This is a genomic window from Myxococcus sp. AS-1-15 (genome assembly GCF_020037055.1).
GTDB lineage: Bacteria > Myxococcota > Myxococcia > Myxococcales > Myxococcaceae > Myxococcus > Myxococcus fulvus.
Genome location: NZ_JAIQDF010000001.1, coordinates 782,729 through 798,526, shown reverse-complemented (window position 1 = coordinate 798,526; position 15,798 = coordinate 782,729). Strand labels below are relative to the sequence as shown.

Genomic DNA, 15,798 nt, shown 5'->3' with positions numbered 1-15,798 from the left:
ATGTCCCTGCGCCCATCCATCCAACAGGTCCTCGCGGGTCTGCGTCACGAAGGCCAGGTCGACGAGTTCGCCGAGTCCCGCGCCCGCTCCACGCTCGAGGTGCATCAGCGCACCAGCACCGCCTCGCCCTGGTTCGTGAAGGCCTTCGCCGCCTTCGGCGCCTGGTTGGCCGCGATCTTCCTGCTGAGCTTCTTCGCCTGCGTGGGACTCTGGGATGAAGAGGAGGTGTTCGCGGTCATCGGCATCGTCCTCGTCATCGCCGCCGTCGCGCTCCGGCGCACCATCCATGGCGTCTTCCTGGAGCAGCTCACGCTCGCGCTGACGCTCGCCGGCGTGGGCATGGCAGGGGTCGGGGTCGCTCAATTCGGCTCGGACAATGCCGGTGTCGGAGCCGGCCTCGTCCTCTGCCTGGTCCTGCTCTTCGTCTACCCGGACTCCACCCTGCGCTTCCTCGCCACGCTCGGCGCGGGCGCGGCGAGCCTCTATCTCCTGCTGGAGCTGGTGTCCGGGCAGGTCATGGACCTGGAACTGCTCGCGTGCACGGGACTGCTCCACTGGCTCTTCCTGCAACAGGCGAGGTTGCGGGCCGGCAAGTATGGAGACCTCGTCGGCCCCGTCAGCTTCGCGCTCGCCTGCGGCCTGCCCGCCGCGATGCTCACGCGCCTCGCGTCGTTCCTCGTCGAGACACACGAGTGGTCCCTGACGCTGCCGATGCCCCTGCTCACGCTGGGCCTCACCGCCATCACCCTCTACACCGCGTGGCACATCATGCGGGAGCACGACCTGCCCCCCTCCGGAGCCCCTGGCGCGGCCGTCTTCGCCGCGCTCACGCTCGTCGCCGTCCTCACGGTCCACACGCCCACGGTCATCTGCGCGGTGGGGCTCATGGCGCTCGGCTTCCATCGGCGCAGCAACCTGATGGTGGGAATCGCCACCGCGTTCCTGCTCGCCTCGGGCGCCTGGTACTACTACGACCTGAGCGTCACCTTGCTCGCCAAGGCGCTCGCGCTCATGGGCAGCGGGCTCATCCTGCTCGGCCTCCGGCTCTTCCTCTCACGCCGCTTCCCCCAGGCGCCGTCCCCCGTGGAGGCACGCTGATGCGCTCGCCCCTGTTCTTCGTCGGACTGCTGCTCGCGCTCGCCGTGCCACTGGGCCTCGTCGTCCAGAAGGAGCGCGTGCTCTCCACGGGCAAGGGCATCCTGCTGGAGCTCGCGCCCCGAGACCCGCGCTCGCTGATGCAGGGCGATTACATGGTGCTCGACTACGCGCTCACCCGGGAGCTCAACAACACGTACGAGAAGTTTCCCCAGGACGGCGTGCTCGTGCTGAAGCTCGACGGCGACGGCGTGGGGACGTTCGCGCGCATGGACTCGGCCGTCGTCCCCCTGGCTCCCGATGAGCACAGGCTGAGATACCGCATCAGGGACGGCCGCTTCCGACTGGGTGCGGAGTCCTTCTTCTTCCAGGAGGGCCACGCCAGGCGCTACGAGCGTGCGCGCTACGCGGAGCTGAAGACCGCCGACAACGGCGACAGCGTCCTCGCGGGCCTGCGTGACAAGGAGCGGCAGCCGCTGGGCGCCAACTCCGCTGACGACGTCGACGAGGCGACCATCACCGACACTCCCGACGAGGGCGAGGCGAACTCCGTCATCAATGCGCCCACGGACGTCGATGCTCCCACCACCATCGATGCCCCCACCACGGTCGATGCGCCTGCTCCCGTCGAAGCGCCCACCATCGACAGCCCCAGCGCGGCCGACGCTTCTACCGACGTCGACACTCCCAACGAAAAGGAGCCCACCGTCATCGAGTAGCCCTTGCGAGGATGCCTTCCGACGACGCGGCGCCTACTGTCATCGAGGAGCCCTCGCAGGGCGGCTCCTGACGACGAGGTTCCTGCGCGTCATCCAGCACCCTCTCAGCGGTGACTCCCGATAGCGCGTATCCCACTGACATCCAGCCCCCCTCGCCCGGGGTGACACGGACGACGCAGCCCACCGGCCTCAGGCTCCTCTCGCATCGAGGCGCTTGAATCCGCCGACGCGACTCCCTCCTCCAGCACCTCCCTCCGGGAGTGACACGGACGACGCAGCCCTACCGGCCTCAGGCTCCTCTCGCATCGAGGAGATTGAATCCGCCGACGTGGCTCCCTCCTCCTCCAGCCCCCCTCGCCGGGAGTGACACGGACGACGCAGCCCACCGGCCTCAGGCTCCTCTCGCATCGAGGCGCTTGAATCCGCCGACGCGACTCCCTCCTCCAGCGACCCTCCCGGGGTTGGCGCCCGCTGCCCATCATCCAGCCCCCTCTCCCCTCGGGATTGACTCCCGGGCGGGTTTCGCGCATCATCTTGTTGATTTCGATAATCAAAATCAAAATCATCGAGAAGGAGACACGCGATGCTCGGTCAGGGATGCGGCAAGAGGGTGCTCGCGCGGGGGCCATGCGCCGAGGTGACGCGTTGCACCTGCGGTCACATCCACCTGGCGATGGGGCCGGTGACGATTCGTGTCGAAGAGGAAGTGCTGCGCGCCATCGGCATGACGCTGGCGGAGGCGGTGCACAACCTGGACGAGCCCGAGCGCTCGCACGCCGACGAGGCGGAGAGCGCGCCGTCGATGCAGGCCCCGACGTTCGGCGGGTGGAAGCAGTGAGCGCCACCGGGACCTTGCGTCTGCCGCGCAACGAGCAGTCCGCGCGCGTGCGTCGACTGAGCGAGAGCGAGGCAGATGCCCTCCAGCCCGTGGCTCCCACCTCCGCGCCACTGTCCGTGCTGCTCACGGAAGGCACTGCCCGAGCGCACGAGCAGGCCGAGCGCTCCGTGTTCCTCCAGTCGCTCTTCGGCGGCTCGTGGGAAGGCGTCTACGGCCAGTACGTCCGCGCCCAGCACTACGTCAGCTACCTGCGCCAGCTCCACCTGCTCTACGCCACGTACGAGAGCGTGCTGCCCCGCGCCGCGCGCACGTCACTGACGCCCGTGCTGCTGATGCCGGAGCTGCGGCGCGCGGACGCGCTGGAGGCGGACCTGGCGTACTTCTGCGGCGAGACGCGCACGGAGACCTTCGCGTGCGTGGAGACGCGACTGCACGCCGAGCGCCTGCGCGAGGTCGCCGAGGACGCGCCGCACCTGCTCGTGGCGCACGTCTATGCGCGGTGCGTGCTGGACCTGTTCACCGCGCCGGAGCGCTCGCGCCTCGTCGCGAGCGCCTTCGAGCTCGAGGACTCCCGCGGCACGCTGTTCCACGGCTCCGCCACGCCCGACGAGCTGACCGCGCTGCGCGTGCGGCTGCACTCGCGCATCGACGGCCTGGAGCTGGAGGAGGACGAGGCGCGCGAAATCATCCAGGAGGCGCGCATGGCCTTCCGACTCCAGGCGCTCGTGTGCGACGAGCTGGCCCGGGGAGCGACGGGAATCTCCCCGCCGTCGGGCGGCTACCGGGGCGGGTTCAGCGCCTCCCAGTAGTTGGGCAGCCCGCGCAGGTGGTTGCCGCCGTCCACGTCCAGGCTCTCGCCCGTCACCCAGCCGGAGTCCTCGGAGCACAGGAACTGCACCACCCGCGCCACCTCGTCCGCCAGCGCGTGCGCGCGGCCCAGGGGCGTTCGCGCCAACAGCTCGCGGTGCATCGTCGGCCCCTCGATGAAGGCCGCGGCCTGGGGCGTGTGGGTGGCGCCCGGCGCGACGACATTCACGCGGATGTTGTGACGCCCCAGCTCCAGCGCCGCCGCGCGTGAGAGCTGCGCGAGCGCCGCCTTGGACGCGCTGTAGTGCCCCAGCCCCTCCGACACCACCGTCTGACACAGCGACGAGACATTCACGACCGCGCCCGGTTGATTCCGGGCGATGAGCGCGCGGGCGAAGGTCTTCAAGCAGAGGAAGGGGCCCTTCAGGTTCACCGCGAACAGCCGGTCCAGTTCGTCCTCGGGCAGGTCCATCAGCAGCGACAGCGACACCGTGCCCGCGTTGTTCACCAGGATGCCGGGCAGCCCCAGCTCGCGCGTGGCGCGCTCGTGGGCGCGCTCGACGTCATCCACGCGACACACGTCTCCAGCGAAAGGGACGGCGCGCGCGCGACCCTCCGCCTCGCGGTTGAGACGCTCGGCCGCCTCCACCACCTTCGTCTCCGTGCGTCCGAAAACGAGCACGTGGGTGCCCTCGCGCATGAGCCGCGAGGCGACGGCCAGACCGATTCCCTGCGCACCACCCGTGACGATGGCGCATTGAGAGAGGAGCTTCACCGTTCTCACCCCCGAGTGTCGTGTCTCTCGGAAGCTAGCAATGGCTCCTCTGCGCGAGCATTGTACCGCGGGCCACTTGGCGTCGACTCAGGCCGCCTCGTCCTCGGAGAGCAGGTCCGCGAACGGCGAGGCGTCCTCACCCAGCGCCTTGTAGAGCGCCTCCACCTTCTCCAGCTCGCGCTTGAGCGCCTTGTGGTGGTTGCGGTTCTTCACCAGGCTCTCGCGGCCCAACAGCTTGAAGCCGTCATCGCGCCCCACCTGCCGGATGGCCATGCCCAGCACCAGTCCCCGGAACGCGTCCGCCAGGTCCAGGTCCAGGGGCGCGTTGCGACGGCGCGCCTCCGCGACGAAGGCCTGCGCCGCCGCCTTCAGCGCGTCCGGCAGCGGCTTGCCGCCCGGCGCCTGCTCGTAGTCGAGCGCGCGCGCCACGTGCTTCTCGTGGAGCACCAGCTCGCCACCGGACACGGCGTGCTCCACCATGGCCAGCGTGTACGCACGGCGCACGATGTTGTCGAGCTGCCGCAGGTTGCCCGGCCACGCGCTGCCGACCAGCAGCCGCTCCGCGTCCGGCGTCACGCGCGCGCTGCCCTCGGGGGAGCGCTCGCGGTGGCGACGCTTCACCATGTACTGCGCCCAGAGCGGGATTTCGTCCTGGCGCTCCTGCAGCGCGGGCATGCGCACGGGCAGCACGTTGACGCGGTAGTAGAGGTCCTCGCGGAAGCGGCCCGCGCGCACCTCGGCGTGCAGGTCCGCGTTGGTGCCGATGATGAAGCGCACGTCCGCCTGACGCTCACCGGTGCCCTCGCCCAGCGGGCGGTAGCTGCGCGACTCCAAGAGGTGCAGCAGGCCCGCCTGCGCCTTGAGCGACAGCTTGTCGATTTCGTCGATGAACAGCGTGCCGCCGTCCGCGCGCGCCACGCTGCCGGGCGCGTCGCGCACCGCGCCCGTGAAGGCGCCCTTCTTCCAACCGAAGAGCTCCGCCATCTGGAGGTCCTCGGGCACCGTCACCAGGTCCAACGTCTCGAAGGGCTTGCCCCGACGGTTGGAGCGCTCGTGGCACCAGCGCGCCAGACGGGACTTGCCCGCGCCCGTCGCGCCGCTGATGAGGATGGTCTCGTCCTGCAGCGCGAACACCCGCAGGATGGGCAACAGCTCCGCCATGGAGCGCCCCACCACCGGCAGGTACTCGTCCACCTCCGGGGTCGCCACCGGACGCTGCGGCAGGCCGGCCAGGTACGGCGCCGCCACGTCCGCCAGCAGCTGGAGCCGCTCGCCCGACTCGCGCCAGACGAACTCCTGCCCCATGGCGGCCAGGCAGTCCGCCTCCAGGGAGATCATCCCCTCGATGCTGCCGCCCGGCGTGCGCAGGGGCAGCACGCACACGTGCGTGGCGTGGCGGCCCAGGAAGCGCTGACGGCTCTCGTTGCTGTGGAACCCCGCGAGCCCCGGGTCACCCGTCACCGGGGCGTCCGGCGCGTGCGGCTGCACCGTGCCCACGTTGACGTCGATGGACACCGCGCAGCGATGCTCCACCACCGCCCGCCACGCCGTCGCCGACGTGAAGAAGGGCGTCCCCACACTCGCATCCGTAATCTCAGTAGCGCCCACATCCAGCGCGGCCAGGCGCCGGTAGGCTTCCCCCGGGCGCAGGTGGACGATTCCGCGAAGCACGCGGGCTCGGGCTGCGTACCGACTGGACGCAACGGCGTCCTGCGCCACGGCCAACATGTGCTTGAGGGTGGTGGTCGCAGCGGTCTCGAAATCCTTCGCCCCCCGCAGCGCGCTCATGAGCTGCGGCATCTCCTCGTGCATCCACTCGCCTCCGTCCGGTGCCATCCGAGAGTACCCGCCAAGGGCCGCATCGGAGGGGAGGCAGTGTAGCGGAGATGAAGAACGCGGAAGGAGCGGCCCCTCCTTCCGCGTTCCCGAACCTCGCTGACGGCTGGGCACCCGGTTTCCCGTGGCGCCGCGTCGGAATCCCATGCGTGATTCATGCCAGACACGCATTTCACGTCTTTTCAGGGGTTTGGCTCCGAAAGGGGCCTCCAGAGGCCCGAATCCGCGTCCAACTGGTACGCAGCCGCGTCCCAACGCGACGCAGATGGGACGTGTGAGGGGGGCTCGCTATGCTTGACGCCCCTTATGACGGATTTTTCTCGGCTTCCCACGCTGCCTGGGGTGGGGGCGACCATTGGTCCGTACGAGCTGCTCGAGGTGCTCGGGCAGGGGGGCATGGGCGTCGTCTACCGGGGGCAGCATCCGGAGACGGGCGAGGCGGTGGCGGTGAAGACGGTGCGCGCGGCCTCGGAGGTTCCGCTGGCCAGCATCCGTCGGGAAATCCATGCGTTGCGCCGGCTCCGGCATCCGGGCGTGGTGCGAATCGTCGCGGAGGGCGTGACGCGGGGGCTGCCCTGGTACGCCATGGAGCTGCTCCGGGGACAGACGCTGCGGCTGGCCACGCCCGCGCCGGGGACGGGAGCGCTGGACCGCGAGCGGCTGAAGACAACGCTCAACCTGACCCGGCGGCTGTGCTCGGCGCTGGCGTTCCTGCACGGCAACGGGCTGGTGCACCGGGATCTCAAACCGGAGAACGTCTTCCTGCGTCCGGATGGGACGCCGGTGCTGGTGGACTTCGGCATCGCCGCGCGCTTCGGCGGCTCACGGGGGCGCGAGACGCTGGACGTGAGCGGCGTGGTGGTGGGCAGCGACACGTACATGGCGCCGGAGCAGCTCCGGGGCGACTACGTGGACGCGCGGGCGGACCTCTACGCCCTGGGCTGCATCCTCTACGAGCAGCTCACGGGACGGCCGCCCTTCGTCCCCGGCCGAGAGGGGCCGCTGCCCCATCAGCACCTGCACCTGACGCCCGTGCCGCCGGGCCTGCGCGTGGAGGGCGTGCCCGCGGCGCTGGACGCGTTGGTGTTGCGGCTGCTCGCCAAGCGCCCCCAGGAGCGGCCCGGGTACGCGGAGGACGTGTCGTCCGCGCTCGAGGCCCTGGGCGCGGAGCCTGGTGAGGAGGGCGCCGCCGCGGCGCCCCGGACGCCGGCCTATCTGTATCGGCCGGACCTGTCGGGACGCGGTGGTGAGCTGGGCCGGCTGCTGGCGGCGCTCGACGCGGCGTCGCGCGGACAGGGCGGCCGGGTCTTCCTCGGCGGAGAGAGCGGCGCGGGCAAGACGCGGCTGGCGCTGGAGCTGGCGGCGGAGGCGGGCTGGCGGCGCATGGCGGTGGTGACGGGCGAGTGCGTGGCCATGGGCGAGGGCGGCACGGATCTACACGCCGCGCCCCTCCAACCCCTGCGTCCGCTGCTGCTCGCGGTGGCGGACCGCTGCAACGAGCGCGGCGCGGCCGAGTCGGCGCGGCTGCTCGGTCCACGGGGCCGCGTGCTCGAGGCGTACGAGCCGTCCTTGTCGCAGCTGCCCGGTCAGCGCGAGCTGCCCGAGCCCCCTGCCCTGCCCGCGCAGGAGGCGCGCCTGCGCGTGTTGTCGGCGCTGCGCGACACGCTGTGCGCGCTGGCGGAGGCGCAGCCGCTGCTGCTGGTGCTGGATGACTTGCAGTGGGCGGACGAGCTGACGCTGAGCTTCCTGTTGGAGCTGGACGCGCGGCACCTGGCGAAGCGGCCGGTGTTGCTCGTGGGCACCTACCGGATGGACCAGATGGGGCAGGCCCTGCGCGAGGTGGTGGGCGCGTCCGACGCGGTACGAGTCGAGGTGGGCCGGCTGGACGCGAGGAGCGCGGGGCAGATGGTGCGCGGCATGCTCGCGCTGCGCGAGGTGCCCGAGCCCTTCGTCGACGCGCTGGTGCACGAGACGAGCGGCAACCCCTTCTTCATCGCGGAGTACCTGCGCGCCGCCATCGACGCGGGCCTGCTCTTCCGCGCGCCGTCCGGCGAGTGGCTCTTCGAGGCGCAAGGCAGCGCCGGCGGCCGGCCCCTGCCCCTGCCCGGCAGCATCGCCGAGCTCATCGAGCGGCGCCTGTCGGACCTGGGCGAGCACGGGCGCGCGCTGGCGGAGGTCGCCTCGGTGCTGGGGCGCGAGCTGGATGAAGAGCTGCTGCTGTCCGCCGCCGCGCTGCCGGAGGGCGCGAGCGCGGAGGCCGTGGAGGAGCTGCGGCGTCGGCAGGTGCTGGAGGAGTCCGAAGGAGGCCGGCTGCGCTTCGTGCACGACAAGCTGCGCGAGGTGGCCTACGCGCGCATCGCCGACACGCGACGACGCGTGCTGCACCATCGCTGCGCGGAGCGACTGGAGATGCAAGGCGCGACTTCACCCTCGGGCCTGACGCCGCTGGCCGCGGGGCTCGCCCACCACTGGTCCCGCGCGGGAGTGCCCGAGCGGGCCAGCGGCTGGTTCGCGCGGGCGGCGGACGCGGCGCGCGCGGCGTATGCCAATGGTGACGCCATCTCCTTCTACGAGTCCGCGCTGCGCGAGGCCGCGGCGTCCTCGGGGAACGCGCATGCGTCCGGCCCGGACGCGCCCCAGGTGGCGCTGGATGTCGTCTGGGAATCGCTGGGTGAGGTGCTCGCGCTGACCGGACGACAGCAGGCCGCGCGTCAGGCCTTCCTCCACGCCCTGGCACGGATTGAGCAGACCCAGCGTGTCCGTCGCGCCAATGTGTTGCGGAAGGTGGGCAAGTCCTTGCAGACGCACCATCAGAACGAGGAAGCGCTGCGGGTGTATGCCCAGGCCCAGGCCGAGCTGGGTCCCATGCCCGACAGCGTCTCCTCCTTGCCCGGGCAGGTGGAGGCCGCGTGGTGGCACGAGTGGGTGCAGCTGCAGGGTGAGCGCATCACCGTGCACTACTGGCTGGCCCAGCTCGACGAGATGCGGGCCCTGGTGGAGGGAGTGCGTCCGGTGATGCGGGCCCACGGCACGCCGCTGCAGCGCGCGCGGTTCTTCAACTCGCTGGTGCAGATGCAACTGCGCAGCGAACGCTATCGAGCATCGACAGAGACCGTGGCCCACGCCCGGGCCTACGCGGAAGCGGCGCTGGAGTCCGAGGGGGAAGCGGAGCACGCGGGGGCCCGGTGCGTGGTCGCCATGGTGTTGCTCTTCCATGGCGCGCTGGATGAGGCACAGAGCTGGATGGAGGAGTCCCTGCGCGGAGCCGAGCGGCAGGGGGACGTGACGTTGCAGACGCGCTGCCTCACCTACCTCACCGTCATCCTCCGCTTGAGGGAGCGGGTGGCGGAGGCGAGCGAGGCGACGGAGCGTACGCTGGAGCTGGCGACTCGCTCCGGCATGTCGGACTACCTGGGCGCGGCGCACGCCACCCGGGCCTGGGTGGCCTCGCGCGCCCGGGACCTCGTCTCGGCGAGACAGGCCGCCACGGAGTCGCTGCGGCTGTGGCAGGCGCTCTCGCTCGTGTACCCCTTCCAATGGCTCGCGCGCTGGCCCCTGCTCGCCGTGGAGCTCTCGGAAGGGGCGCTGCCCCAGGCGTTGGAGCAGGCCCGGGCGATGCTCGAGGCCCACCAGCAGCGGCAGCCGGACGTGCTCACGCAGGGATTGACGCAGGCGTTGGCGCTGGCGGACGCGGGCCGGGAGGAGGAAGCGCGGAGCGCGCTCCTCCAGGCCAGTGAGTCGGCCCGGCGGCTCTGCTATCTGTAACTGGATTGACCGCAGGTGCTTCCTTCCACCCGCCAGGGCCTCGGGGCCCGTGGCCTTGTCTCCGAGGTGCGCATGGCAGGCCCGTATGTGTATTTCTTCTTCAAGCCCGAGCGCGTCACGCTGCTGGAGGGCTTCTCCACCCAGGTCACCGTGTGGGGCGTCCCGTCGCGCAGTCCCAACCTGCCCGAGAACGTGACCAGCAAGATGAACTTCCGCATCGAGGGCAGCGACGGCTCCATCGGCCTCTCCCAGCCGGCGCCGGACGTCCTCGAGATTTCCGGACTGGATGACAACATCAAGCCCGCCACCGTCATCGCCGCGCCCAAGAACAACGACACCGAGTTCCCCCGCATCGAGGCCCGCCTGGAGTGCTCGGTGGACCAGTCGGATTTGCTCATCTACGCGCCGGACGGGAACATCTACTGGCTCAAGCCCGAGGAGTGGCAGAAGGCCCAGAAGCTGTCCCCCAAGGACAAGAGCCTGACGGGAGATCTGGAAACGCTCCTGAAGAACGAGACGGTGGTCGCCAACCTCCCGGTGCCCGCCTACGTCGCGGCGCCCACGAGCACGGCGGCCGAGAACCTGTCCGACGCCGCCGAGCCCATCACCTGCTTCCTGCTCAACCTCAACAGCATCCTCTTGAGCTACAGCCCGGGCGCGAACCTGAAGGCCGGCGAGCAGGGCCCCGTCTACCGCAATCCCGACCCCCAGCCTTGATGCGCCCTTTCACCTTCGACACCGGCAGCGCGTCCCCCGGGACGTCCAAGCAGTTCCGCCAGGGGACCCACCGGGTGATGACACCCGAGCAGACGCTGGAGCGCGTGCAACGGTTCATGCCCGTCATGGGCATCACCCGCGTCGCCAACGTCACGGGGTTGGACACGATTGGCCTCCCGGTGGTGATGGTGACGCGGCCCAACGCGCGCTCGCTGGCGGTGTCGCAGGGAAAGGGCACGAGCCTCGCCGCAGCGAAGGCGTCCGGGCTGATGGAGTCGGTGGAGGCGTACCACGCCGAGCACGTCACCCTGCCCCTGAAGCTGGCCACGTACAACGAGCTGCGCTTCCGCGCGTCCGTGGTCGACGTGGACAGGCTGCCTCGCCTGTCGGTGAGCCTGTTCCATCCCAACTGGCGCACGCTCTGGGTGGAGGGCGTGGACCTGCTGGGTTCGGGCCCGCTGTGGCTGCCCTTCGACCTGGTGCACACGGACTTCACGCTGCCGCTGCCCACGGGGAGCGGCGCGTTCCTCATGAGCAGCAATGGGCTGGCCTCCGGCAACCACGTGCTCGAGGCGATGCTGCATGGGCTGTGTGAAGTGGTGGAGCGCGACGCGACGGCGCTCTGGCAGGTGCGTGGCGAGCAGGCGCAGGCCGGCACGCGACTGAAACTCGACTCGGTGGACGACGCCGGATGTCGCCACGTGCTGGACCTCTACGAGCGCGCGGGCATGGCCGTCGGCGTCTGGGAGACGACGAGCGACATCGGAGTGCCCGCGTTCAGCTGTTACATCGTCGACCGGGAGCCCGAGCCGCTGCGCCCCGTCGCGGTGGCGGGTGGCATGGGCTGTCATCCCTCGCGAGCGGTGGCCCTGCTGCGCGCCCTGACGGAGGCCGCGCAGAGTCGACTCACGCGCATCAGCGGGGCACGAGATGACCTGCACCGCAAGGCGTACGAGGCCGCGCGCGAGGGCGTGACGGCGGAGCGACTGCGCAAGCGGCTGGCCGAGGAGCCCGCGGTGCGGGAGTTCCAACAAGCGCCCCATCACGACGCGGACACGTTCGAGGAGGACCTCGCGTGGGTGCTCGCGAAGGTGCGCTCGGTGGGCGCAAGCCAGGTGGTGGCGGTGGACCTGACGAAGCCGGAGCTGGGGCTGCCCGTCGTGCGGGTGGTGGTGCCGGGACTGGAGACGACGCACGAGGCGCCCGGATATCAGCCAGGCCCAAGGGCACGGCAGATGATGCGCGGAGACGCGCGATGAAGGTCTTCATCTTCACCGGCCCCACGCTGCGCGCCGAGGAGGCGAAGCTGGAGTTCGACGCGGTGTACCTGCCTCCCGCTCAGCAGGGCGATGTCTACCGCGCGGCGTGCGAGAAGCCGGTGGCCCTGGGCATCATCGACGGGTTCTTCGAGCACGTGCCGGCGGTCTGGCACAAGGAGCTCCTCTGGGCGATGTCAGAGGGCATCCACGTCTTCGGGGCCTCGAGCATGGGGGCGCTGCGGGCCGCGGAGCTGGCCACCTTCGGAATGGAGGGCGTGGGCTCCGTCTTCGAGGACTTCCGTCAAGGCGTGCTGGAGGACGATGACGAGGTCGCGGTGGCGCACGCGAGCGCCGAGCATGATTGGCGCCCCTTGTCCGAGGCGATGGTCAACATCCGCGCCACGCTCGCGGCGGCGCAGGCAGCGGGTGCGGTGAGCGAGCCTGTTCGCGCCTCGCTCGAGCAGCGCGCCAAGGCGCTCTTCTACGTGGAGCGCGCGTGGCCGAAGCTGCTGTCCGGATTTCCCCGCGCGGAAGCGGAGGCGCTGGAGGCCTGGCTGCCGAAGGGGCGCGTGGATGTGAAGCGCGCGGACGCGGTGGCGATGCTGCGCATGATTCGCGCGCGCGTGGAGGCGGGCCTTTCGCCCAAGGAGACCCGCTTCCCCTTCCAGCACACGGATGCGTGGGAGGAGGCGCGACGGCGCGCGGCGCGGCAGCCGCTTCGACAGACGGCACGCGCCTCGGATGGCGTGGGAATCGAGGCGCTCCTCGATGAGCTTCGCCTGCGCGGAGAGCTGAAGGACGCGCGACGGGCGAGCATGGCGCGAGCGCTCGCGGTGGAGGAGGCAAGACGGCTGGGGCGCGTCCCGGATGCAGGGGAGCTGCACGCGACGAAGGAGGCGCTGAGTCACGAGCGGCACCTCACGCCGGAGTCCTTCGAGCGGTGGAAGACGGAGCAGCACGTGGACGACGTCGCCCGGCTGCTGCGGGACGAGTCCCATGTGCGCTGGGTGGAGGCGCTCATGGAGCCGGATGTCTTGCGGCACCTGGCCGACCACCTGCGACTGACGGGCGAGTACGCCACCCTGCTGGAACGCGCGCGCGACAAGGAGCAGGTGCTCGACGCGGCGGGGCTTTCACTGCCCAAGCTGGAGGACGCGGACATCACCGAGGGCGCGCTGTGGGCCTGGTACTTCGAGGAGAACCAGGGGCGCATGGTGCCCTCGCAGTTGGAGCAGGCCGCGCGCGACGAGGGCTTCGCCGACGTGGCCTCCATGCGCAGGGCCGCGCTGCGTGAGCTTTGCTACGTCCTCACGAAGGCGGGCGCCGCGGCCTGAGAGGGATTGGACCTCCCCCCGCAAATTTTGCATGACCGGGTTCACCCAAAGCCCGTGCTAAACCCCGCGCGCGCTCGGCGGCGCGAGGGGTTTGACACAGGGGGAACATCCGATGGACGCACCCGAGGAGCAGCGCGAACCACGCAGGCCCGACTTCCTCAAACAGTGGGGGCAGATGCTGGTGGGGACCCCCATCGTCGCCATCCTGCTCATCGCCTGGCAGGACCCGCTCGTCGTCTTCGGCCACGAGCTGGCTCCTCCAGTGAAGAGCGTCCTGAGCCTCCTGCTGGTCGTCCTGGTGGCGGTGGCCTGTACCGAGGTCATCCTGCGCCTCATCGCGGTGTGGCGCGACAACCGCGCGGACGAGAATCTCACCATGATGGTCCGAGTGCTTGCATCGAAGTACTCGATGGAGGGCGCGGACCCGGAGAGGCCCATGGCCATCTGCGTCCTCGAACACCTGAAAGCGCATCACGACTTCGGCACGGTGGAATGCCCCGATTGCGGCGGGGAGGGGTGCAAGCACTGTGGCCTCACAGGGGTCCATCTCGATTACACCGAGGGCCCCTGCGGCACCGACTGCCCCCTCCGCCCCGTCGTCCCGTCCTGACGCGCTCCGTCGCCGGCTACTTCCGCGGAGCGCTCGCGCGACGCGCGACCTTCTTCCGCGCATCCGCCGAGGGCTTCTTCACCTCCACCACCGAGCCCTCCGAGGGCACCGGTTGCAGGACGAAGACCCGGTCCAACCGGCGGCTGCCTCGCTCGACGGGCGTGCTCAGGTCGTAGTCGAAGTCATACGCCGCCACCACGCGCAGGCCCGCGTTGCGGAACAACCGGTTCGCCTGCGCCGCGTCGTACGTCCGGAAGAACCAGGTCGTCTCGATGAGCCAGTCCTTCCCCGGCCCGGTGATGCGCAGCCGGTTGCGCATGGGCGAGCGGCGGGCTCGCCGGTCCGGCAGTCCCTCGTGCGTGTTGCAGACGACCTTGTCCTTGCCCACCTTCCCCAGCCAGCGCTCGTGCTCGGCCGACGTGCGCGCGTAGTCGGTGAGGTGGAAGCCCAGCACGTAGAGCCCCTGGGGCTTGAGCAGCCGCCGCGTCCCCTTCAGGTGCGCCAGCGCCGCCGCCTCGCTGTCCAGGTAGCGGAAGGTGGAGACCAGGTTGTGGGCGACGTCCACCTTGCCCTCCAGCGAGGGCTCGAAGAACTCCTCCATGCGCGACACGGAGAGCTTCACCTGACGGCGGCGCGCGGGCGTCAGCCGCTTGCGCGCATGCGCGAGCATCGCCTCGGAGATGTCGTAACCGGTGACCTTCAGTCCCCGGCTCGTGGCCTCGGCCACCAGGCGACCGGCGCCGCACGCGGGCTCCAGCCACTGCTTGCCCCCCGTGCCGTGCCGTTCGCTCAGCGCCTGGAGGAAGTCCACCTCTCGCACGGTGTCGGTGCCGAAGATGGCTTCGTAATACTCGGGGTGCTCGTACCAGTCAGTGCGTTTTTCCATGGGAGGCGTGCCCGCTCGGGCGCGCGCATCCTCCGGTCCTCCGGCTCGAAAGCCAAGTCAAAGCGTGCCTCGCCCTCACGAGGGCTCGTGCGTGGGTGACACCAGCGACGAGCGCTCCGACATCGCCTCGCGCAGGCGCCCCCCGAACATCCGACGCAGGAGCACCATGCCCAGCGGCAGCGGCAGCCACAGCGTGTACCCGCGCAGCAACATCACCGCGGTGAGCCCCACCTCCACCGGCACGCCCAGCGACGACAGCGTCCCCACCGCGGTGGCCTCGAACGTGCCCACGCCTCCGGGGATGATGCTCAGGGTCATCACCAGCGTCGCCAGCATGAACGCGGCGAACACGGCGGCGAAGTCCACCGGGTGCCCCACCGCCTGGAACATGCACGACAAGGTGAGCGCATCCAGCGCGAAGGTCGCGAGCTGGAACGCGCTCGCTCGGACCAACAGCCAGGTGTCCCGCACCAGCGCGGGCGACACCTGGGAGATGGACTCGAGCAGCGAGGTGAGCCCCGGGATGCGGCGTGCCCAGCGCGGCGGTCGCCACCCACCATGCCGCGTCAGCCAGAGGATGCCGAACGGCACCGCGCACGCGAGCACCGCGAAGGCCGTGGCCAGTCCGAGGAGGGCCGCGTGCAGCGACGCGCGATACCAGAGGATGAAGATGGACACCGCCACGGCCACCGCGTGCGCCAGGTAGAAGGACACCATGTCGACCAGCAGCGCGCCCGTGGCCGCCCGGGGCGGCGCGCCCTCCCGCTGCAGCCCCTTCATCACCACCACCGAGCCGCCGATGCCCGCGGTGGGCACCAGTTGGTCGAACGAGAGCTTCATCAAGGCCAGGCTCGCGGTGCGCAGCCAGGGCGCCTTCACGCCCTCCACCTCCAGCACCACCCGCCAGCATCCCGCCATCGTCAGGTACGAGAGGAACTGGAGCGCCACGCCCACCAGCAGCCACTCCGGCCTCGCGCGCTGGAGCATCTGGGCGAACTGCTTCTCCTCCCCGAAGCGCAGCACCACGAACACCGTGAAGGCGACCAGCAGCACCACGCCCGGCAACCAGCCCCACACGTTGTGTCGGCGAGAGGCGGGCTCCGACGGGTCGCGCGCGGAGCCGTCACCCGACATGGAGGCGTCCTCGTGCATGCGCG

Annotated in this window: 13 protein-coding genes; 9 read left to right on the top strand and 4 right to left on the bottom strand. The window is 70.6% G+C overall.

Annotated elements, in window-relative coordinates; translation table 11 throughout:
• The 4 genes from K8625_RS03315 (at position 1) to K8625_RS03300 (ending at position 3,461) form a co-directional block, all read left to right on the top strand.
• Positions 1-1,098, top strand: coding sequence for a DUF4401 domain-containing protein (locus tag K8625_RS03315; RefSeq protein WP_223781802.1), 1,098 nt, complete (start codon positions 1-3; stop codon positions 1,096-1,098).
• Positions 1,098-1,814, top strand: coding sequence for a GDYXXLXY domain-containing protein (locus K8625_RS03310; RefSeq protein WP_223781801.1), 717 nt, complete (start codon positions 1,098-1,100; stop codon positions 1,812-1,814). The genes K8625_RS03315 and K8625_RS03310 overlap by 1 nt, the downstream gene beginning before the upstream one ends.
• A gap of 583 nt (positions 1,815-2,397) precedes the next feature.
• Positions 2,398-2,652 carry a hypothetical protein gene (locus K8625_RS03305; RefSeq protein WP_223781800.1) on the top strand — a complete coding sequence of 85 codons (255 nt, stop codon included), beginning with the start codon at positions 2,398-2,400 and terminating at the stop codon, positions 2,650-2,652.
• Positions 2,649-3,461: a biliverdin-producing heme oxygenase gene (locus tag K8625_RS03300; protein ID WP_223781799.1), complete on the top strand. Its 813-nt coding sequence runs from the start codon at positions 2,649-2,651 to the stop codon at positions 3,459-3,461. Before K8625_RS03305 ends, K8625_RS03300 begins: the two co-directional genes overlap by 4 nt.
• On the opposite strand, the gene K8625_RS03295 is transcribed toward K8625_RS03300, so the two are convergent.
• Both K8625_RS03295 and K8625_RS03290 read right to left on the bottom strand, forming a co-directional pair.
• The gene (locus K8625_RS03295; protein ID WP_141329268.1) at positions 3,431-4,234 is read right to left on the bottom strand and encodes an SDR family NAD(P)-dependent oxidoreductase; all 804 of its coding nucleotides are present in this window, start codon (positions 4,232-4,234) and stop codon (positions 3,431-3,433) included. The two genes, K8625_RS03300 and K8625_RS03295, sit on opposite strands and share 31 nt — an antisense overlap.
• 87 nt (positions 4,235-4,321) lie before the next feature.
• Positions 4,322-6,070 carry a sigma-54 dependent transcriptional regulator gene (locus tag K8625_RS03290; protein ID WP_305070665.1) on the bottom strand — a complete coding sequence of 583 codons (1,749 nt, stop codon included), beginning with the start codon at positions 6,068-6,070 and terminating at the stop codon, positions 4,322-4,324.
• Positions 6,071-6,376: 306 nt separating this feature from the next.
• Between K8625_RS03290 and K8625_RS03285 the strand changes: the two genes are divergently transcribed.
• The 5 genes from K8625_RS03285 (at position 6,377) to K8625_RS03265 (ending at position 13,755) form a co-directional block, all read left to right on the top strand.
• Positions 6,377-9,835, top strand: a complete 3,459-nt coding sequence (locus tag K8625_RS03285) for a serine/threonine-protein kinase PknK (protein ID WP_223781798.1) — start codon at positions 6,377-6,379, stop codon at positions 9,833-9,835.
• 72 nt (positions 9,836-9,907) lie between these two features.
• Positions 9,908-10,552 (top strand): hypothetical protein, encoded by a 645-nt coding sequence (locus tag K8625_RS03280; RefSeq protein ID WP_141329272.1) that lies wholly within the window; start codon positions 9,908-9,910, stop codon positions 10,550-10,552.
• Entirely contained in the window at positions 10,552-11,811 is a 1,260-nt protein-coding gene (locus tag K8625_RS03275) for a YcaO-like family protein (protein ID WP_223781797.1), read from the top strand. Before K8625_RS03280 ends, K8625_RS03275 begins: the two co-directional genes overlap by 1 nt.
• Complete coding sequence (locus K8625_RS03270) at positions 11,808-13,145, top strand: TfuA-like protein (protein ID WP_223781796.1); 1,338 nt, start codon at positions 11,808-11,810, stop codon at positions 13,143-13,145. The genes K8625_RS03275 and K8625_RS03270 overlap by 4 nt, the downstream gene beginning before the upstream one ends.
• A 112-nt stretch (positions 13,146-13,257) precedes the next feature.
• On the top strand, positions 13,258-13,755 hold the full coding sequence (locus tag K8625_RS03265) for a hypothetical protein (RefSeq protein WP_223748211.1): 498 nt from the start codon (positions 13,258-13,260) through the stop codon (positions 13,753-13,755).
• 16 nt (positions 13,756-13,771) lie between these two features.
• Here the strand turns inward: K8625_RS03265 and K8625_RS03260 are convergent, their stop codons facing one another.
• Positions 13,772-14,641, bottom strand: coding sequence for a bifunctional 2-polyprenyl-6-hydroxyphenol methylase/3-demethylubiquinol 3-O-methyltransferase UbiG (locus K8625_RS03260; protein ID WP_223748210.1), 870 nt, complete (start codon positions 14,639-14,641; stop codon positions 13,772-13,774).
• A gap of 75 nt (positions 14,642-14,716) precedes the next feature.
• Complete coding sequence (locus K8625_RS03255) at positions 14,717-15,793, bottom strand: lysylphosphatidylglycerol synthase transmembrane domain-containing protein (RefSeq protein WP_223781795.1); 1,077 nt, start codon at positions 15,791-15,793, stop codon at positions 14,717-14,719.
• Positions 15,794-15,798 lie beyond the last annotated feature (5 nt).